This window comes from Micromonospora sp. NPDC005252, assembly GCF_042872475.1.
Classification (GTDB): domain Bacteria; phylum Actinomycetota; class Actinomycetes; order Mycobacteriales; family Micromonosporaceae; genus Micromonospora.
The window spans coordinates 41,147-59,940 of the sequence record NZ_JBIAKN010000009.1 but is presented as its reverse complement, the minus strand read 5'-3'; the positions used below and the strand labels follow the sequence as shown (position 1 = coordinate 59,940).

At 72.4% G+C, this 18,794-nt stretch carries 14 protein-coding genes; 12 read left to right on the top strand and 2 right to left on the bottom strand.

Annotated features, from left to right (window positions below):
- Positions 1-228 precede the first annotated feature (228 nt).
- Genes ACFYPH_RS23505 through ACFYPH_RS23470 form a run of 8 tightly spaced genes read left to right on the top strand, consistent with a single transcriptional unit; the run spans position 229 to position 8,525 of the window.
- Complete coding sequence (locus tag ACFYPH_RS23505) at positions 229-2,607, top strand: nitrate- and nitrite sensing domain-containing protein (protein ID WP_387184565.1); 2,379 nt, start codon at positions 229-231, stop codon at positions 2,605-2,607.
- A gap of 16 nt (positions 2,608-2,623) precedes the next feature.
- Positions 2,624-3,028, top strand: a complete 405-nt coding sequence (locus tag ACFYPH_RS23500; RefSeq protein ID WP_007460021.1) for a roadblock/LC7 domain-containing protein — start codon at positions 2,624-2,626, stop codon at positions 3,026-3,028.
- A 38-nt stretch (positions 3,029-3,066) separates the two neighbouring features.
- Complete coding sequence (locus ACFYPH_RS23495; RefSeq protein WP_354862127.1) at positions 3,067-4,260, top strand: ABC transporter substrate-binding protein; 1,194 nt, start codon at positions 3,067-3,069, stop codon at positions 4,258-4,260.
- Positions 4,257-5,153: a branched-chain amino acid ABC transporter permease gene (locus ACFYPH_RS23490; RefSeq protein WP_363939425.1), complete on the top strand. Its 897-nt coding sequence runs from the start codon at positions 4,257-4,259 to the stop codon at positions 5,151-5,153. Before ACFYPH_RS23495 ends, ACFYPH_RS23490 begins: the two co-directional genes overlap by 4 nt.
- The gene (locus ACFYPH_RS23485; protein WP_387184561.1) at positions 5,150-6,178 is read left to right on the top strand and encodes a branched-chain amino acid ABC transporter permease; all 1,029 of its coding nucleotides are present in this window, start codon (positions 5,150-5,152) and stop codon (positions 6,176-6,178) included. Before ACFYPH_RS23490 ends, ACFYPH_RS23485 begins: the two co-directional genes overlap by 4 nt.
- Positions 6,175-6,918: an ABC transporter ATP-binding protein gene (locus ACFYPH_RS23480; protein WP_354862132.1), complete on the top strand. Its 744-nt coding sequence runs from the start codon at positions 6,175-6,177 to the stop codon at positions 6,916-6,918. The genes ACFYPH_RS23485 and ACFYPH_RS23480 overlap by 4 nt, the downstream gene beginning before the upstream one ends.
- Positions 6,918-7,688, top strand: a complete 771-nt coding sequence (locus ACFYPH_RS23475; protein WP_354862134.1) for an ABC transporter ATP-binding protein — start codon at positions 6,918-6,920, stop codon at positions 7,686-7,688. Before ACFYPH_RS23480 ends, ACFYPH_RS23475 begins: the two co-directional genes overlap by 1 nt.
- A gap of 33 nt (positions 7,689-7,721) precedes the next feature.
- Positions 7,722-8,525 carry a class I SAM-dependent methyltransferase gene (locus ACFYPH_RS23470; RefSeq protein WP_387184558.1) on the top strand — a complete coding sequence of 268 codons (804 nt, stop codon included), beginning with the start codon at positions 7,722-7,724 and terminating at the stop codon, positions 8,523-8,525.
- Positions 8,526-8,646: 121 nt separating this feature from the next.
- Here the strand turns inward: ACFYPH_RS23470 and ACFYPH_RS23465 are convergent, their stop codons facing one another.
- Positions 8,647-9,624: an NAD-dependent epimerase/dehydratase family protein gene (locus ACFYPH_RS23465; protein WP_387184555.1), complete on the bottom strand. Its 978-nt coding sequence runs from the start codon at positions 9,622-9,624 to the stop codon at positions 8,647-8,649.
- 487 nt (positions 9,625-10,111) lie between these two features.
- Here ACFYPH_RS23465 and ACFYPH_RS23460 point away from each other — a divergent pair, with 487 nt between their 5' ends.
- Both ACFYPH_RS23460 and ACFYPH_RS23455 read left to right on the top strand, forming a co-directional pair.
- The gene (locus ACFYPH_RS23460) at positions 10,112-15,574 is read left to right on the top strand and encodes a carboxyl transferase domain-containing protein (protein ID WP_387184552.1); all 5,463 of its coding nucleotides are present in this window, start codon (positions 10,112-10,114) and stop codon (positions 15,572-15,574) included.
- 321 nt (positions 15,575-15,895) lie between these two features.
- Positions 15,896-17,089, top strand: coding sequence for an endo-1,4-beta-xylanase (locus ACFYPH_RS23455; RefSeq protein WP_355068629.1), 1,194 nt, complete (start codon positions 15,896-15,898; stop codon positions 17,087-17,089).
- 45 nt (positions 17,090-17,134) lie between these two features.
- Here ACFYPH_RS23455 and ACFYPH_RS23450 read toward each other — a convergent pair whose 3' ends face one another.
- Positions 17,135-17,308, bottom strand: a complete 174-nt coding sequence (locus tag ACFYPH_RS23450; RefSeq protein ID WP_387184548.1) for an NIPSNAP family protein — start codon at positions 17,306-17,308, stop codon at positions 17,135-17,137.
- An 83-nt stretch (positions 17,309-17,391) separates the two neighbouring features.
- Here ACFYPH_RS23450 and ACFYPH_RS23445 point away from each other — a divergent pair, with 83 nt between their 5' ends.
- Positions 17,392-18,297, top strand: coding sequence for an endonuclease/exonuclease/phosphatase family protein (locus tag ACFYPH_RS23445; RefSeq protein WP_387184545.1), 906 nt, complete (start codon positions 17,392-17,394; stop codon positions 18,295-18,297).
- Positions 18,298-18,400: 103 nt separating this feature from the next.
- Positions 18,401-18,793 (top strand): hypothetical protein, encoded by a 393-nt coding sequence (locus tag ACFYPH_RS23440; protein WP_354861919.1) that lies wholly within the window; start codon positions 18,401-18,403, stop codon positions 18,791-18,793.
- Position 18,794 lies beyond the last annotated feature (1 nt).

Below are 18,794 nucleotides of genomic sequence, written 5' to 3'. Positions count from 1 at the left end.
TGCGCCACCGGCCGCTGACTCTGGGTACAGATGATGGTACGGCCAGTTTGTACCACCGCCAGGTCTGGCCTCCGAGCGCGGGTTCCGGCGGAATGGGACTTGCATTCGGCAAGGTGCGGATAGACCGTCATCGACGAGTCGCGGGAGTCAATCTTGGCGTCGAGCACGAGGTCCCACGCGGCCCGACCCTACCCGAGGAAACGACGCGCCTGGAAGATCGCCGGCCGGATGCGCCTCATCGTGGCGGCGCCACTGGTGGCCGTGATCGGGTTCGCCGGCCTCGCGCTGACTGAGAGCGCACGCCAGACGACCCGCGCCAGCGACCTGGAGGTCGTGGCACGCCTCGGCGCCGAGGCCGGCGACCTGGCGTACCGGCTGCAACGCGAACGGGCCGCCGCCGCCGACCTGCTCACCCACCCCGACGCGGAGCAGCAGGACGCCTTCGGCGTGGAGCTGGCCGCCACCGACGCCGCCGTCGAGCGGTACCGCCGACAGCGCGACAAGGTGCCCGCCGACGCCAACGCGGCGCTCCTGCGCCGCGTCGACGCGGCGTTGGACGGCCTGCCTCCGCTGCGCACCCAGGTCCGCACGGCCGAGCACGCCTCGGTGTCCGCGATGACCTTCAGCTACCGCATCGCGATCGCCGACCTGATCACCTTCCGGGAGAACGTCTCGCACGGCGTCGTCAACGCCGGGCTCGCCGACGGGATCCGGGCCTCGGCCGCCCTGTCGAAGACCGCCGAGGCGATCGGCCAACAGCAGGTCGCCGTGCTCCGCGCCGTCGCCGCCGGCGAGTTGACCCCCGCCACCCAGCAGGACATCACCGCCGCCCGCACCAGCTACACCGAGTCCAGCCTGTCGTTTCTGGCCCTCGCCCCGACCGAGTGGAGCATCTGGTGGGAGCAGGCCGGCACCGGCAAGGAGGCCCTCGCCCTGCAACGGATGCAGGACGAGGTGTCCCGCGCCCAGCCGGGCACGCCACTGCGCCTGGAGACCTCCGACTGGGTGGCCACGACGCAGCAGCGCGCCGCCCGCCTCGCCGACCTGCGGGGGCGCGTCGACGTCGCGGTGCTCGACGACGTCCGGGCCGCCCACGCCGACCAGCGTCGCAGGGCCGTGGCCGAGGCGGTCGGCGTGCTGCTGGCGCTGCTGCTCACCGCGCTCGTGACCTGGGCCGTCGCCCGGCAGATCACCCGCCGGCTGCGACGGCTGCGCGACGCGGCCAACGCCGTCGCGTTCGAACAACTTCCCGCCGTGGTGGCCCGGTTGCAACGCCCCGACAGCGCGAGCGTCGACCCCGACGAGCTGGCCCGTCAACAGTCCACCGCGGCCCTCGAACCCTCCAGCGACGACGAGATCGGCGAGCTGGGTCAGGCGTTCAGCGCCGTGCACCAGGCCGCCGTGCGGACCGCCGCCGAACAGGCCGTGATGCGCGCCAACACCGCCGACATCTTCATCCACCTGAGCCGGCGCGAACAGCGGCTGGTCGACGCCGTCCTGGCTCAGGTCGACCGGGTCGAGCGGGACGAGACCGACCCCGACCGCCTGGACCAGCTCTACACCCTGGACAACCTGGCGACCCGGATGGGCCGCATCAACGCCAGCCTGCTCGTGCTCGGCGGCGTCGGCGTCGGCCGGGTACGCCAACACGACGTGCCGCTGCAACAGGTGCTCCAGGCGGCCCTGTCCCAGATCGAGCACTACGCGCGCATCCGGCTCGGCATGGTCGACGGCGACGTCGCCGTGGCCGCCAAGTCCGTCGACGAGGTCGTGCACCTGCTCGCCGAACTCATGGACAACGCGACCGCGTACTCGCCGCCGGGCAGCGAGACCTGGGTGAGCGGCCGCAGCCTCGGCGACCGGGTCATCATCCAGATCAGCGACGAGGGCGTCGGCCTGCCCCCACAGCGGTTGCAGCAGCTCAACGAGTTGCTGGCCCGGCCGCCCGCCATCGACGTCGCCGCCGTGCGGGCCATGGGGCTGGTCGTCGTGGGTCAGCTCGCCGCCCGCCTGGGAGCCAGCGTCCAACTGCGTCGCGGCCCCCGCCGCGGCACCCTCGCCGAGGCGACGCTGCCCGCGGCGATGATCCGGTCGTTGCCGCCGGAGGAGTTCCTGCTCGCGCCGGGCCGGCTGTCGCGGCGGGCAGCCCGCACCTCCGCACCCCCGCCGTACCGGCCGCGGTCGGAGCCGACCGCCGGGCACGCCCCCGCGGCGCGGACCCTGCCGGCGGCGCCCGTGTTCCGCCCGACGCCCAGCGCGGACCGCGGCGACGCGCCGACCGAGGAGCTGCTCATCTTCGAACAGGTCAACCACTGGTTCCACGCCGATGTCGTCGACGCCTCCGACGGTCGGCAGTGGTCCAGCCCCGCCGACGACGCCTGGCGTACCGCCGCGCAGGCGCACACGCCCGACGTGGCCGCGACCACCAACTCCGGCCTGCCCAAACGACAGCCGCAACGGCACCTGGTGCCCGGCGGCGTCACCGTGGGGCAGCAACAGCAACGCTCCGAATACCGGGACCCGGCCCAGGTCGCCAGCGCGATGGCCGCGTACGCGCGCGGAGTGGCGGCCCGCCGGCGCACCCCGATCAACCTCGGCAACTCATGACCGACAGGGAGAGCACGTGACCGACCACCAGGACCTCGGCTGGCTGCTGGACAGCTTCGCCGAGCGCGCGACCGAGGTCAGCCATGCGATCGCCATCTCCAGTGACGGCCTGATGGTGGCCGCCACCCGCGACCTGCCGCCGGACCGGGCCGACCAGCTCGCCGCGACGGGCAGCGGCCTGGTCAGCCTGCTGCGCGGCGCGGCGGCCTTCTTCGACGCCGGGGCGGTGATCTCCAACGTCACCCAGCTCGAAGGCGGCTTCATGTTCTCGATGGCCTTCAACGACGGGGCATCGCTGCTGGTGCTCGCCGCGCCCGAGTGCGACGTGGGCAAGGTCTCCTACGAGATGACGGAGCTGGCCAACCGGATCGGCGACGCGCTGACCCCCGCGGCCCGTGCGGCGCTCGCCCGCAGCCGCTGACCCCACCGACAGACCCCTCCCCTTCCCCTGGAGACGACATGTCCCTCACCACCCCTGCGCGCAGCCGTGCCCTCGCCGCCGTGCTGCTCGCGCTCGTGCTGACCGTCAGCACAGCCTGCGCCGACGACGAGCCCGGCACGACCGGCGGCGGATCCATCAAGATCGGTCTGCTCGCCTCGCTGTCCGGGACGTACCAGTCCGTCGGCAAGGAGATTCGCGACGGCTTCGAGCTGTACCTGGACACGCACGACGGCAAGCTCGGCGGCCGGCAGGTCGACCTCGTCGTCGCCGACGAGGGCAACGGCGCCGCGACCGCCGTGCCGGCGGCGACCAAGCTGCTCAAGCAGGACCGCGTGGCCGCGCTCACCGGCATCGTCGGCGGCGGTTCGGTCGCCGGCGTCTACCCGCTGCTGCAGGAGACCAAGGTCCCCCTCGTCGGCTCCAACGGCCGGCCGGAGATCAAGGACGTCACCCGGGTCTGGCACACCTCGTACCTCTCCGACGAGCCGGGCGCCGCGATCGCCCAGCACGTCCGGGACAACGTCAAGGGCTCGGTGTACGCCATCGGCCCCGACTACCAGGGCGGCTGGGACGAGCTGCGCGGCTTCACCGAGGCGTTCGCCAAGGCCGGCGGGACGCTCGCCAACCCCGACGGCAAGACCACCTTCACCCCGTTCCCGGCCACCACCAACTTCACGCCGTACTTCGCCCGCATCAAGGCCTCCGGCGCGCAGGCGGTCTACACCTTCTACGCCGGCAGCGCCGCCGTCGACTTCGTCAAGCAGTACGCGCAGTCCGAGATCAAGGACGTTCCGCTGTACGCGGCGGGTTTCCTCACCGAGGGCGGCGTGCTCAACGCGCAGGGCGAAGCCGCCCGGGACATCTTCTCGGTGCTCAACTACTCCCCCGACCTCGACAACGCCGAGAACCGGGGCTTCGTCGCGGCGTGGAAGGCCAAGCACGACGGGTCGCCGACGACGTACGCCCTGGCGTCGTACGACGCGGCGGCGGTGCTCGACCGGGCCATCGGGGCCGCCGGGAGCGACCCGACCCCGGAGGCGATCAACGCGCAGATCGGCAAACTCGGGCAGGTCGCCAGCCCGCGCGGCGCGTGGCAGTTCTCCACGGTCACGCACTCGCCGGTGCAGAAGTGGTACCTGCGTCAGGTCCGCCAGGACGGCCGGGCGCTGTCCAACACCGTCGTGGGTGACCTCGCGACCATCGGCCGGTGATCACGGTGGCGGCCGGCCCGAACCGGATCGACCCGTACGTCATCCCGGCGCTGGACGGTGTCGCCTACGGGCTGCTCGTCTTCGTGGCGGCGGCGGGCCTGGTCTTCTGTTTCGGCGTCGCCAACATCCTCAACCTGGCGCACGGCATGCTCTACGCGATCGGCGGCTACACCGCCGCGGCGCTGTTCGACGGCGGCTGGGCGAGTCTGGCCCTGGCGCTGGGTGTCGGCGTGCTGGCCGCCGCCGCGGCGGGGGTGCTGCTCGCCGGCCTGCTCACACCGGTCGCCACCGGCAACCATCTCACCCAGGCGCTGCTGACCTTCGGGGTGGCGCTGGCCGGCGGCAGCCTGCTCGTCGCCGGCTTCGGGCCCGACGATCCGCAGGTCCTGGTGCCCGCCGCCCTCGACGGGTCGGTGGCGGTCGCCGGGCACCGCTACGCCGCGTACCGGCTGGTGTTCATCGTGGTGGCCGCGGCGCTCGCGGCCGGGCTCTACCTGACGGTGCGGCGGACCCGGGCCGGGATGCTGGTCCGCGCCGCCGTGGACGACGCGGAGATGGTCGCCTGCCTGGGCGTGAGCCCCGCGCGGATCAGGGTGGGTGTGCTCGCCGCCGGTGGCGCGCTGGCCGGCGCGGCCGGGGTCCTGGGCGCCCCCATCATCGGTCCCGGCGCGGACACCGCCGACACGGTGCTGCTGCTCTCGCTGGTGGTCGTCGTCCTCGGCGGCCTCGGATCCATGGTGGGCACCCTGCTCGCGGCGCTGGCGATCGGGGAGATCCAGACCCTGGGCGTGGCGCTGCTGCCGTCGGCCGCCCCGTTCCTGCTGTTCGCCGCCATGGCCGCCGTACTCGCCGTGCGGGCACGGGGCCTGGCCCTGCGGTGGGCGGCGACGTGAGGGACGAGGTGATCCGCCGGGTACGCGTCGCCGTCGCGACGGTCGTCCTGGCCGGCCTGGTCGTGGCGCCGTGGGTGGTGGACGACTACACCGCGGCGATCCTCGCCCGGACGCTGGCGCTGGGCCTGGTCGGGGTGAGCGTGGCGCTGCTCACCGGTGTCGCCGGCATGCCCACCCTGGGCCAGACCGCGCCGTACGCCGCAGGCGCGTACGCCAGCGCCGTGCTCGGCAGCCAGGTCTCCGACGTCGGCGTCGTGCAGGTCGCCGTGGCGGCGCTCGCCGGGGCGACCCTCGCCGCCGTGACCCTGCCGCTTGTCGTCCCGGCCCGGGGCGTCATCGTCCTGATGATCACCCTGGCCGTCGGTGAGCTCGTCGTGACCGTCCTCGGGCGCTGGCGGTCGGTGACCGGCGGCACCGACGGCCTGGCCGGCATCAACCCGGTTCGTCCACTCTGGGGCCTGCCGATCCTGGCCACCGACCAGGCCCGCTATCTCTACACGCTGGTCGTCGTGGCGACACTCGTCGGCGCGGTGCTCCTGCTGCTGCGGACCCGGGTCGGGCTGCTGCTGCGCGCCGGCCGGGACGACGAGATGCGGCTGCGGGCCAGCGGGCACCGCGTGGGGCTGTACCTGTCCGGCGCGCACGTCGCCGCCGGGGCGATCGCCGGCGCCGCGGGCTCCCTGCTCGTCGTCGCCCAGCAGTACATCTCCCCCGCCGACTTCGGCTTCGACACCTCCGCGCTGCTCCTGCTCGGCGTCGTCATCGGCGGCACCGCCTCGGTCGGCGGCGCGCTGGTCGGGGCGGCGCTCGTCATCGCCGTACGCGACTGGTTGTTCGGGGTGCTGCCCGGTCACGCGCCGCTGGTGCTGGGCGCCCTGTTCGTGGCGACGGTGTACCTGCTGCCCACCGGCGTCACCCGGGTCCGCCGACCGCGCGGCAGCCCACGACGACCGATCCCCGCGCCGGGCCACCCGGACGCGGCACCCACAGGCGACCGCGGCCCGACGTCGGAGCTGCGCGTATGAACTGCCTGCTCAGCGCCGAGAAGATCAGCGTGCGGTACGGCTCACTCGCCGCGCTCACCGACGTCGACCTGTGCGTGCACGACGGTCAGCGACACGCCCTGATCGGGCCCAACGGGGCCGGCAAGACGACCCTGCTCAACGTGCTCGGCGCCACGACGCGGCCACAGCGCGGCACGGTGCGCTTCGCCGGCCGCGACGTCAGCCGGCTCGGGCCGGCGGCACGGGCCCGCCGCGGCATCAACCGGATCCACCAACGACCCGCGGTCTTCGCGACGCTCACCGCGACCGAGAACATCGAGGTCGCCGCGCTGCCCCGAACGATCCGGCGGCGCAGGTGGTGGCCCGGTGGGACTCGGGACGCGGCCCGCCAGCGCGCCACCGGGCTGCTCGACCAGCTGGGCCTGTCCGACCTCGCGACGGTGCCCGCCGGTCACCTCGCCCACGGCCAGCGCCGGCAGTTGGAGATCGCGATGGCCCTCGCCGGCCGTCCCCGCCTGCTGCTGCTCGACGAACCGGCGGCCGGGCTGTCGGCCACCGAGGTCGGCCGGCTGGCCGAGCTGCTGGCGGCGCTGCCCCGGCAGGTCGCCGTGCTGCTGGTCGAGCACCACCTCGACCTGGTGTACGCCCTCTGCGACACCGTCACCGTGCTGCGCGACGGCCGGACACTGGCCGCCGGCACACCGGACGAGATCCGTACCTCGCCGCTGGTGCGGCAGGCCTACGCCGACGGGGTGTCCTGATGCTGTACGTGGAGCGGCTCTGCGCCGGTTACGCCGGGGGAATCGTGCTGCACGAGGTGACCCTGCGGGTACCGCCGGGCAGCATCCAGGCGGTGGTGGGCCGCAACGGGGCCGGCAAGAGCACCCTCGTGCACACCATCGCCGGGCTGGTGCGCGCCTCCAGCGGCCGCATCGAGATCGGCGGCGTCCACGTGGCCGGACGGCAACCCCACCGGGTCGCCCAGTCCGGCGTCGGTCTCGTCCCGCAGGGCCGGCGGGTCTTCTCCCGGTTGACGGTGGCCGAGCACCTCGTCCTGGCGGCGGCGCCGTGGCGGGCCGCGACACCCGGCGGCGAGGGCTGGACGGTGCCCCGGATCCTCGAACTGCTGCCCCGGCTGGCGGTCCGGCTGCGCCACCGTGGCTGCGAACTGTCCGGCGGCGAGCAGCAGATGCTGGCCATCGCCCGCGCGCTGCTCGGTCAACCACGGGTGCTGCTGCTCGACGAGCCCTGTGAGGGGCTCGCCCCCGACCTGGCCGCGCGGGTCCGCGACCTCATCGGTCACCTGGCCGCCGGCGGGTTGACGGTGCTGCTCGTCGAACAGCAACTCCGCCACGCGCTGGAGATCGCCGACCGGGTCGCGGTGCTGGAGTACGGCCGGGTCGTCTACGACCGGCCGACCGCCGAGGCGCGCAGCGACCCGGGCCCGCTGGAGGCGATGGTCAGCATCGCCGCCACCGGGCCGCCCCCGGCCACCCGATCGACCCCTCGGCTCTGGGCCGACACCCCGTAGGTCACCCGATCCCTCTCGGAGAGGCAGAAGACGATGGCGACTCCCACAGGCGATGCCGCGTACACCTTCGACAACGGCGCACCGGACGCGGTCCCGCAGATGCGGGCGCTGGAGTCCTTCCTGGACCCGATCACGATGCGCCGCCTGGCCCGCCCGGTCCTGCGCCTCGGGTCGGCCTGCTGGGAGGTCGGGGCCGGTGGCGGCTCGATGGCCCGACGGATCGCCCGCGCGGTCGGCGCCGACGGCCGCGTGCTGGCCACCGACATCGACCCCACGCACCTGCGGGCGGAGGGCAACCTGAGCGTACGCCGGCACGACGTGCGCACCGAGCCCTCGCCCGGGGACGCGTTCGACCTGATCCACGCCCGTCTGGTGCTGCTGCACCTGCCCGAGCGCCGACGGGTCCTGCGCACCCTCGCCGGCGCGCTGGCGCCCGGCGGCTGGCTGGTCGTCGAGGAGTTCGACTGCACCACGCCGGTGCGGGTGCTGAACGCGCCGAGCGACGACGCGGCGAAGCTGTTCGCGCAGGTGATGGACACCATGATGGGTGTGCTGCAGGACCACGGCGCCGACCTGGGGTGGGCGCAGGACGTGCACACCGAGATGACGCTCGCCGGCCTCACCGACGTCGACACCATCACCCACTCGCAAAGCTGGGCGGGCGGGTCGACAGGCACGTCGCTCTACGAGACGAACTCCCGTCAGTTGAAGCCGGACCTGCTGGCGGCCGGCCTGACGCCCCAGCAGCTGAACGCCTTCCGTCGACTGACGGGCGACCCCGCGTTCGCCGTCATGTCGTACCACTTCGTCTCGACGCGCGGCCGTCGGGCCGGTTAGGTCACCGGTGTGACCCGCAGCCGGTGTGCGTGGCGGGCCACACACCCCCTAAAGCATCCTAGGAAAGATCTGCGGCGTCGTTGGCGGGGTTCAGGTGCGCGATCGGGTACTCATGACGTCTCTACAGCTTGCCGATGAGCGGGTTCTCCACCGACAGTTCGCCCTGATCGATAAGCCAGCTCACGGACTCGAGGATCGCGTCTTCCGGTTCCCAGGCGGGTGCGTAGCCGAGGAGGGTGCGGGATTTCTCGATGGACAGCACGTGGTTGCGCTGCAGGTGGCCCCAGCTGTCTTCGGCGAACTCGGGCGTCGTGATGCTGCGGAACTCATCCCAGGTGATTGATTCGAGTGTCGCCTGCTGTCCGAACCAGCCGGCCGCGATGGTGGCGTAACCGCGCACGTTCAGTGCGTGTGCGGCAACGGCGTGGAAGTCTTCGCCTGCCGCGGCGTCACGGTGGGTGGCCGCGAGCTCGAACACCTGCGCGACGTCGTCGGCGTGCACGTGATGCATCGATTCGGCGCCGCTGCCGGGGATGCGCAGAGTGCGACCGGCGGAGATGTCCGCCCAGGTCTCGGGGTTGGTGTTGCCGAGCACACCCGTCGGGTGCCATCCGGGTCCGACGATGTGACCCGGGTGCACGGAGGTCGTCACCAGGCCGCCGCTCGCGGTTTCCCGTTTGAGGTACTGGGCGATCATTTCCTTCTGGGTGCCGTACTCGTCGATGGCGGGGGTGCCTTCGCCTTCGCTGATGGGCAGCTTGATGCTGGGGCCGTACCGCCACAGCGATCCGCAGTGCACGAGGTGGCCGACCTGGCCGCGGATCGTTTCGACCAGGGCGGTGGTGCTCTCGATGGTGAAGCTGAGCAGGTCGATGACGACGTCGGGGTGCTGCGCCAGGACGGTGGCTCCGAAGGTGCCATCGATGTCCTGCTGCTCGCGGTCGACCACGACCTGCGTGACCTGTTGCCACTCGGGGCTGTCGGAGTACGCCTTACGGGTTCCCCGGCTCATGCTGGTCACGTCATGGCCGGCGCGTACGAGGCGGGGGACGAGAAAGGTACCGATGTGGCCGCTGCCACCGACGACGAGTACGCGCATGATGATCCGTTCGTTCAGAGGGGCCGGCATGTAAGGGCGGGGTCGCCGCGAATTGAGCGCTTCGGCTCGGTCCGGATCAGGTGGGTTGGGCAGAGAGCGACTCACGCGCCCGCTGGTCGATGTGCTCCGTGCCGGCCCGTGCGCGACGACTCTGCAGGAACTCTCGCACGTCATCCCGGTGACTCACCCCTCCACGCTACGACTGGGCGGTACGGCGTATGCGGGCCAGCCGAGCCGTCCCGGCGGCTATGGAGAAAAGGTGGCAAACACCCCGAAGGTGACGTCTGGGCATTCACGCCGAGGATCGGGCGGAGATCGACGCCCGCGGCTCGACAGCCAAAAAGTTTTGTTGGGTTCCTACAACACAGCGACGGTTGGTTCGGCGGTTGCGCCATGGCGCTGTCCGTCCGGAGCCGGAAAAGTGACCACTGCCGGGAGCCGTCGACGTCCGGCACGCACATCATGGTCTACCAAAGGGGTCAGTCGGGTGTTCAACCGTGTCGCCATCGTCAACCGTGGTGAAGCCGCCATGCGGCTCATCCACGCGGTCCGAGAGCTGGCCGCGGAGACGGGCAGCCGGATCGAGACGGTCGCCCTCCACACCGACGTCGACCGCACGGCCACCTTCGTGCGCGAGGCGGACATCGCGTACGACCTCGGTCCGGCGTCCGCCCGCCCGTACCTGAACCTGGCGACGCTGGAGCGCGCCCTGACCGAGACCGGCGCCGACGCCGCGTGGGTCGGTTGGGGCTTCGTGGCCGAGGATCCGGCGTTCGCGGAGCTGTGCGAGAAGATCGGAGTCACGTTCGTCGGGCCGAGCCCGGAGGCCATGCGCCAGCTCGGCGACAAGATCGGCGCGAAGCTGCTCGCCGAGGAGGTCGGCGTGCCGGTCGCGCCGTGGAGCCGCGGCGCCGTCGAGACCCTGGACGCCGCCCGGGCGGCGGCGGCCGAGATCGGCTACCCGCTCATGCTGAAGGCGACGGCCGGCGGCGGCGGGCGCGGCATCCGCGTGATCACGAACGAGACCGAACTCGCCGACGCGTACGAGCGCACCAGCCAGGAGGCGGCGCGGGCGTTCGGCAGCGGCATCGTGTTCCTGGAGCGTCTGGTCACCGGCGCCCGGCACGTCGAGGTCCAGGTGATCGCCGACGGCCAGGGCACCGCGTGGGCGCTCGGCGTGCGCGACTGCTCGGTGCAGCGGCGCAACCAGAAGGTCATCGAGGAGTCGGCCTCGCCGGTGCTCGACGCGTCCCAGGCGGCCGAGCTGAAGACCTCGGCGGAGCGGCTCGCCGTGGCGGTCGGCTACCGGGGCGCGGCGACCGTCGAGTTCCTCTACCACCCCGGCGACCGGCTGTTCGCGTTCCTGGAGGTCAACACCCGCCTGCAGGTCGAGCACCCGATCACCGAGCTGACCACCGGATTCGACCTGGTCAAGGCGCAGCTGCACGTCGCGTCCGGCGGCCGGCTCGTCGGCGAGCCGCCGGCCGAGCGGGGGCACGCCATCGAGGCCCGGCTCAACGCCGAGGACCCCGACCGGGACTTCGCGCCGTCACCGGGGCGCATCGCGCGGCTGGACCTGCCCGCCGGCCCGGGCATCCGGGTGGACACCGGCGTGAGCGAGGGCGACACCATCCCGGCCGACTTCGACTCGATGATCGCGAAGATCATCGCGTACGGGCGTGACCGCGACGAGGCGCTCGGCAAGCTGCGCCGGGCGATGGCCAACACCACGGTGATCATCGAGGGTGGCGCGACTAACAAGAGCTTCGTGCTCGACCTGCTCGACCAGCCCGAGATCATCGACGCCAGCGCCGACACCGGCTGGATCGACCGGGTCCGGGGCGAAGGCCGACTCGTGACGCACCGGCACTCCGCGGTCGCCCTGGCCGCCGCCGCCATCGAGTCGTACGAGGAGGAGGAGCGCGCCGAGCGGCAGCGGCTGCTGTCGACCGCCGCCGGTGGCCGCCCGCAGGTGCAGCACGCCAGCGGCCGGCCGCTGGACCTCAAGCTGCGCGGGGTCACCTACCGGATGCGGGTGGCGCGGATCGGGGCGCACCGGTTCCGCGTCGGCATCGAGGCGGGCGGCGCCGAGCGCACCGCCGACGTCGAGCTGGACCGCTTCGACCGGCACACCGGCCAGATCGTCGTCAACGGCATCCGGTACCGCCTGCTCACCGGCACGCACGGGCCGACCCACCTCGTCGAGGTCGACGGTGTGACGCACCGGGTCAGCCGCGACGAGGGCGGCGTCCTGCGCTCCCCCATGCCCGCGCTTGTCGTCGCCACTCCGCTGGAGGTCGGCGCCGAGGTCGAGGCGGGGGCGCCGGTGCTGGTGCTGGAGGCCATGAAGATGGAGACGGTGCTGCGCGCGCCGTTCAAGGCCCGGCTCAAGGAGTGCGCCGTCTCGGTGGGCAGCCAGGTGGAGGCGGGCGCGCCGCTGCTGCGGCTGGAGCCGCTCGCCGACGAGGCCACCGAGACCGCGGCCGGCCCGAGCGTCGCCAGCGTCGAGCTGGACCTGCCCGCCGCCGACGACAACGCGGGGGCGTACGAGCGCAGCCGGCGCGGTCAGGAGGATCTGCGCGGCCTACTGCTCGGTTTCGACGTGGACCCGCACGACGACCGCCGGGTGCTCGACGACTACCTCGTGGTGCGACGGTTGGCCGCCGAGGACGGGCACCGACCGCTGGCCGCCGAGGTGGACCTCGTCGACGTGTTCGCCGACCTGGCCGAGCTGAGCCGGAACCGGCCGACCGGCGAGGACGGCGGCGCCCACGTCCGCAGCGCCCGGGAGTACTTCCACACCTACCTGCAGAGCCTCGACGTGGAGCGGGCCGGGCTGCCCGACGCCTTCCAGGCCAGGCTCGCCAAGGCACTGAGCCACTACGGCGTCACCGACCTGGAGCGCTCCCCCGGCCTGGAAGCCGCCGTGTTCCGGATCTTCCTGGCCCAGCAGCGCGCGTCCGCCGACGCCACAGTCGTGGCGTCGCTGCTGCGCGAGTGGCTGCGGGAGACCCCGCCGGACGAGTCGCTGCGCGAGCCGGCCGGTCTGGCGCTGGAGCGGCTGATCGCCGCGACGCAGGTCCGCTTCCCCGCCATCGCCGACCTGGCCCGGGGCGTGGTGTTCGCCTGGTTCGCGCAGCCGCTGCTGCGCCGCAACCGGGCCCGCGTCTACGCCCAGATCCGGGCGCACCTGCGACACCTGGACGCGCACCCGGACGCCCCCGACCGCGCCGAGCGCATCGCCGAGATGGTCCGCAGCACCGAGCCGCTGGTGCGTCTGCTCGGCCAGCGCCTGGTCCGTGACCACCTGGACAACACAATCATGCTGGAGGTGCTCACCCGCCGCTACTACGGCAACAAGGCCCTCACCCGGGTGCGGACCCGCGAGGTCGCCGACTGCGCCTTCGTGGTCGCCGAACGCGCGGACTCCAGTGTGGTCTCCACGGCGGTAAGCTTCGACGCGCTGGGCGGGGCGCTGCGTGGGCTCGCCGAGCTGGCCGGCGACGAGGACTCCGTCGACGCCGACATCTACCTCGGCTGGGAGAACCAGCCGGAGGACTTCGACGCGATGGCCGCCGCGCTGCTCCAGGTGATCACCGCACATCCGCTTCCGGCGCAGGTCCGCCGGCTCACCGCCACCGTCGCGGGTCGCGGCGGGGCGGTCATGCACCACCACTTCACCTTCCGCCCGTCGGACGGCGGAATGGTCGAGGACCGGCTGATCCGCGGTCTGCACCCGTACATCGCGCAGCGGATGCAGCTGGAGCGGCTGCACAAGTTCGACCTGACCCGGCTGCCGTCATCCGACGAGGAGGTCTACCTCTTCCAGTGCGTGGCGCGGGAGAACCCGGCGGACGAGCGTCTCGTGGCGTTCGCCCAGGTGCGCGACCTGACCGAGCTGCGCGAGCAGGACGGCCGGCTGGTGGCGCTGCCGACGACCGAGGACGCCATCGCGGCCTGCCTCGACTCGATCCGCCGGGCCCAGTCGCGGCGGCCGTCGAAGACGCGCTTCACCACCAACCGGATCGTCGTCTACGTCTGGCCGCCGAGCGAGCTGACCCGCGAGGAGATGGAGATGATCGCCGGGCGCGTGCGCCCGACGACAGTGGGCGCCGGGCTGGAGGAGATCCTGTTCATCGCGCGGCAGCGCGACCGTCGCACCGGCGAGCTGACCAAGATCGCGGTACGGATCTCGTTCGACGCCGCGGGCGGCGCGGAGCTGACCGTCGGCACGCCCCCGGTCGAGCCGGTCGAGCCGCTCGACGAGTACCGGCTGAAGGTGCTGCGGGCCAGCAGCCGCAACACGGTGTACCCGTACGAGTTGACCAGCCGACTCGGTGACTTCGTCGAGTACGACCTCGACGACGCGCACGCGCTAATTCCGGTGGACCGGCCCAAGGGGCGCAACCGCGCCGCGATCGTCGCCGGTGTCGTCACCACGCCGGCCACGCTGCATCCGGAGGGTGTCACCCGGGTCGTGCTGCTCGGCGACCCGACGAAGTCGTTGGGCGCCCTGTCCGAGCCGGAGTGCCGGCGGGTGATCGCCGCGCTGGACCTCGCGGAGCGGATGCGGGTGCCGCTGGAGTGGTGGGCGCTGTCCGCCGGCGCCCGGATCTCGATGACCTCGGGTACGGAGAACATGGACTGGGTGGCCGCCGCCCTCAAGCGGATCGTCGAGTTCACCCAGGCCGGTGGCGAGATCAACATCGTGGTGGCGGGCATCAACGTCGGCGCGCAGCCGTACTGGAACGCCGAGGCCACGATGCTCATGCACACCAAGGGCGTCCTGGTGATGACGCCGGACTCGGCGATGGTGCTCACCGGCAAGCAGTCGCTCGACTTCTCCGGCGGGGTGTCCGCCGAGGACAACTTCGGCATCGGCGGCTACGACCGGGTGATGGGGCCGAACGGGCAGGCGCAGTACTGGGCGCCGAACCTGACCGCCGCGCGGGACGTGCTGATGGCCCACTACGAGCACACGTACGTCGCGCCCGGCGAGGCCGCGCCGCGGCGGGCGAGCACCACCGACCCGGTGGACCGCGACGTCTCCACGTTCGCGCACGACGTGGCGGGCAGCCCCTTCCGCACGGTCGGTGAGATCTTCTCCGCCGAGGCCAACCCGGACCGCAAGAAGCCGTTCGACATCCGGACGGTGCTGCGGGCCCTCGCCGACCAGGACCACCCGGTGCTGGAGCGGTGGGCGGGCATGGCCGACGCCGACACCGCGGTCGTGCAGGACGCCCACCTCGGCGGCATCCCGGTGTGCCTGCTCGGCATCGAGTCCCGATCGGTGCCGCGGCGCGGGTTCCCGCCCACCGACGGCCCGGACACCTACACGGCGGGCACGTTGTTCCCCCGCTCGTCGAAGAAGGCCGCGCGGGCCATCAACGCCGCCAGCGGCAACCGGCCCCTGGTCGTGCTGGCGAACCTGTCCGGCTTCGACGGCTCGCCGGAGTCGATGCGCAAGCTGCAACTGGAGTACGGCGCCGAGATCGGCCGGGCGATCGTGAACTTCCAGGGCCCGATCGTCTTCTGCGTGATCTCGCGCTACCACGGCGGCGCGTTCGTGGTGTTCTCGAAGGCGTTGAACCCGAGCATGACGGTGCTCGCGCTGGAGGGGTCGTTCGCCTCGGTGCTCGGCGGCGCTCCCGCCGCGGCGGTGGTGTTCTCCGCCGACGTCAACGCCCGTACGGCCGCCGACGAGCGGGTGCGAGCCCTGGAGGCCCGCGTCGCCGCGGCGGCCGGCACCGAGCGCGCCGCGCTGGCCGCCGAGCTCGACGAGCTGCGCACGTCGGTGCGGGCGGAGAAGCTCGGCGAGGTGGCCACGGAGTTCGACCGGGTGCACAACATCCAACGCGCCGTCGAGGTGGGCTCGGTGGACGCCGTCATCCGCGCCGCCGAGCTGCGTCCGCGCGTCATCGAGGCCATCGAGGCGCGTCTGCGCGGCTGATCAGCTGCCGATCCCGCATGGTGGGGACGGCGCCGACCCATCCCGGTCGGTGCCGTCCCCACTGCCGTTGGCAGGCCGGCCACACCGCGCACCCGTCGAAACTTTCATCCGATGACTCTCCACAGTCGCGCAGCTCACCCGACTCTTTTCCGGAAGTTTTCAGAGTTGACGAGGCCCATCGACGGCCATAATGTTTCGAACGAGTTTCCGGTGCTTCGGAGAGCGCCACCGAACCCGAGACCGCACCCCGCCCACTCATCCCCGGGCCGCACCCTCCCTTCAAAGATCGACGTTTGTCGATCATGCTCGAAAGGAAGGCAGATGAAGCCAAGACGGTGGATCAGCGCCGGCCTCGTCGCCGTCGCGACCGCTGCGGCGTTGAACGCGATGCCGGCCACCGCGAGCCGGCCGTACGACCCGACCACGCAGAGCCTCGCGACCCTCGGCCAACGTCACGGCCTGAAGATCGGCACCGCGGTGAACGCGACAGCCCTCAACGACGCCAACGACCCGCAGTACCGCCGGCTGGCCGCCTCCGAGTTCTCCTCGGTCACGGCCGAGAACGCGATGAAGTGGGAGAGCCTGGAGCCCACCCGGGGCACCTACGACTGGACGGCCGCCGATCAGCTCGTCGAGTTCGCCAAGCGCAACAGGCAGGCCGTGCGCGGCCACGTGCTGGTCTGGCACAACCAACTGCCCGCCTGGCTGACCAGCGGCGTCGCCGACGGCAGCATCTCCAAGCAGGAGCTGCGTGAGCTGCTGCGCAAGCACATCACCACGGTCGTCAACCGCTACAAGGGCAGGATCTGGCAGTGGGACGTGGTCAACGAGGCGGTCAGCGACCCCTGGGACACCCCGTCGACGTTGCACTACAAGGGCTTCTGGGCGCAGAACCTCGGCCCCGACTACATCGCCGACGCGTTCCGCTGGGCCCGCGCCGCCGATCCCACGGCGCTGCTGTTCTACAACGACTACAACATCGAGGCGTTCGGCTCGGGCAACCCGGCCGACGACAAGACGCAGTTCGTCTACGACATGGCCAAGGGGCTGCGCGCGCGGGGCGTCCCGATCGACGGCGTCGGCTCGCAGGGCCACCTGGGCACCCAGTACGGCAACTTCGACACCCTGCAGGTGACCGCCGCCCTGAAGCGGTTCGCCGCGCTCGGCCTGGCCACCGCGTTCACCGAGGTCGACGTCCGCAGCGAGATGACCGAGGCGGTCCGGGCCGGCAACTCCGCCGAGATCAACCCCCGGTTGCAGGCGTCGGCGGCCAACTTCAGCGTGCTGATGAAGGCGTGCCTCGCGGTGCGCACCTGCCTGTCGTACACCGTCTGGGGTTTCAGTGACAAGTACTCGTGGGTGCCGGACTGGTTCAACGACCCGCCCGAGGGTCTGGCCACCATCTACGACGAGAACTACCAGCCCAAGCGGGCGTACCAGGAGCTGAAGTCAGACCTGATCTTCGCCGGCCCGCCGTACGTCCTGCCGCGTATCGCGCCCAGGCCGCACCGCTGAACCGGCACGGGTCGTGCGGGGTCCACCCTCCCCGCACGGCCCGTGTCAGCGCGGCACGGCCAGGTCGTCCTCCGGCAGGAGCGGGCGCATGAACGTCCGCTCGTAGCGCACCACACAGCCCGACTCGTCGCGGATGGCGTCGGCCGCGACGAACTCCGGGTCGTCGCCGAACCGTGCGCGGTACCGCTCGTACGCCGCCAGGCTCTCGAAGCTGAACAACGCCTCGGCCCTGCCGCGCGACGGCCGGCAGTAGGATCACGGGCACCTCGGCGAAGACTGTCGCCTGCCCTGCCGGAGCCCGCATGTCGACAGATCCGCCCGGCGACACCACCCGAATCCGAGGCGCGCTCCTCGGCCGCCGTGGCGCCGGCCCGTATCGCGCGATCCGCCGAGCGCTCGCCGCCGGCTGCCTCATCGCCGTCGCCGGGGTGCCGGCCCAATCGCCGGTGGCCGGGGCTCCCGCGCCCACGATGGTCCGGGTGCTGCAGATGAACCTGTGCAACAGCGGTCGCGCCGGCTGCTGGACCGGGCGGGCGTTGACCAGGGCCGCCGAGGTGATCAGGGCCGAACGACCAGCCCTGGTCACCCTCAACGAGATCTGCCGGGACGACGTGCCCACCCTGGAGGCGGTGTTCGCGGCCACCCACCGCGGCGCGGCGGTCGTGTCCGCCTTCCAGGCCGCCGGCGACCGCCCCAGCGGCGCCGACACCCGATGCCGCAACGGCCAGGCGTACGGCATCGGGTTGCTGACCCGGCTGCCGGCAGCCGACAGCCGGTACGCCGTGCACAGTGGAATCCACCCCGCACAGGACGTCGCGGACCCCGAGGAACGACCCTGGCTCTGCGTCCACGTCGGCGGCGCCCTCAACGCCTGCACCACCCACCTGGCGGCGACCAGCCGCGCCGTCGCGCTCACCCAGTGCGGCCACCTGCTCGACGAGATCCTGCCCGCCATTCGTCGGAGCACCGGGTACGCGCCCACCGTGCTCAGCGGCGACCTCAACCTCCGCCTCGGCGACGACCCCGACGTACGGTCCTGCACGCCGCCCGGTTACCTGCGCGTCGGCGACGGCGCGGTGCAGCACATCCTGACGAGCACCGACATCGTGCTCTGCTGCACCCGGTCGGTGGGCATGGGCGGGGCGACCGACCACCCCGCCCTACTGGCCACCCTCGTCATCGAGGACACACGGCCGACCCGCCGCTGACGACAGCCGCCGGCGGGTGCGCTCGGCAGAACAGCGCCTGCGCCGCTTCTCGTCGGAGGGTCGTGCCATGCTGCCGCTCATCTCAGAGCAGGGAGCACAGGGCATGGTCACGGTGATCGTTCGGGATGAGACAGCGACCGGCAGAGCCATCGAGAGCTGGCCGTTGGCGGGCCTGCCGGAGCGCATCTCGGCGCGGGAACTGGTCCGGCTGCGGGTGCGCGAGGAGGTGGCGCGGTTCAACGCCCAGCAGCCGCGGCACTTCCGGGGCCTGGTCCAGCCGACCGACACGGAGGCGACGCTGAACGGCTACCGGGTCACCCCGGGCAGGCGACTCGACTGGGTGGCGCAGGCGGATCGCGCCTGCGCGGCGTTCGCCCGTAACGGTTTCCTGCTGTTGGTCGGCGACCGCCAGATCGAGGACCTCGACGAGGAGATCGACCTGCGTACCGACCCGGACGTGGCGTTCGTCCGGCTCGTCGCGTTGGTGGGTGGCTGAC

Excerpts from the sequence above, each read along its gene's own strand:
- ACFYPH_RS23480 (WP_354862132.1), top strand. The coding sequence starts at position 6,175 with ATGAACTGCCTGCTCAGCGCCGAGAAGATCAGCGTGCGGTACGGCTCA.
- ACFYPH_RS23440 (WP_354861919.1), top strand. The coding sequence starts at position 18,401 with ATGGTCACGGTGATCGTTCGGGATGAGACAGCGACCGGCAGAGCCATC.
- ACFYPH_RS23475 (WP_354862134.1), top strand. The coding sequence starts at position 6,918 with ATGCTGTACGTGGAGCGGCTCTGCGCCGGTTACGCCGGGGGAATCGTG.
- ACFYPH_RS23495 (WP_354862127.1), top strand. The coding sequence starts at position 3,067 with ATGTCCCTCACCACCCCTGCGCGCAGCCGTGCCCTCGCCGCCGTGCTG.
- ACFYPH_RS23445 (WP_387184545.1), top strand. The coding sequence starts at position 17,392 with ATGTCGACAGATCCGCCCGGCGACACCACCCGAATCCGAGGCGCGCTC.
- ACFYPH_RS23455 (WP_355068629.1), top strand. The coding sequence starts at position 15,896 with ATGAAGCCAAGACGGTGGATCAGCGCCGGCCTCGTCGCCGTCGCGACC.
- ACFYPH_RS23505 (WP_387184565.1), top strand. The coding sequence starts at position 229 with ATGCGCCTCATCGTGGCGGCGCCACTGGTGGCCGTGATCGGGTTCGCC.
- ACFYPH_RS23470 (WP_387184558.1), top strand. The coding sequence starts at position 7,722 with ATGGCGACTCCCACAGGCGATGCCGCGTACACCTTCGACAACGGCGCA.
- ACFYPH_RS23465 (WP_387184555.1), bottom strand. The coding sequence starts at position 9,624 with ATGCGCGTACTCGTCGTCGGTGGCAGCGGCCACATCGGTACCTTTCTC.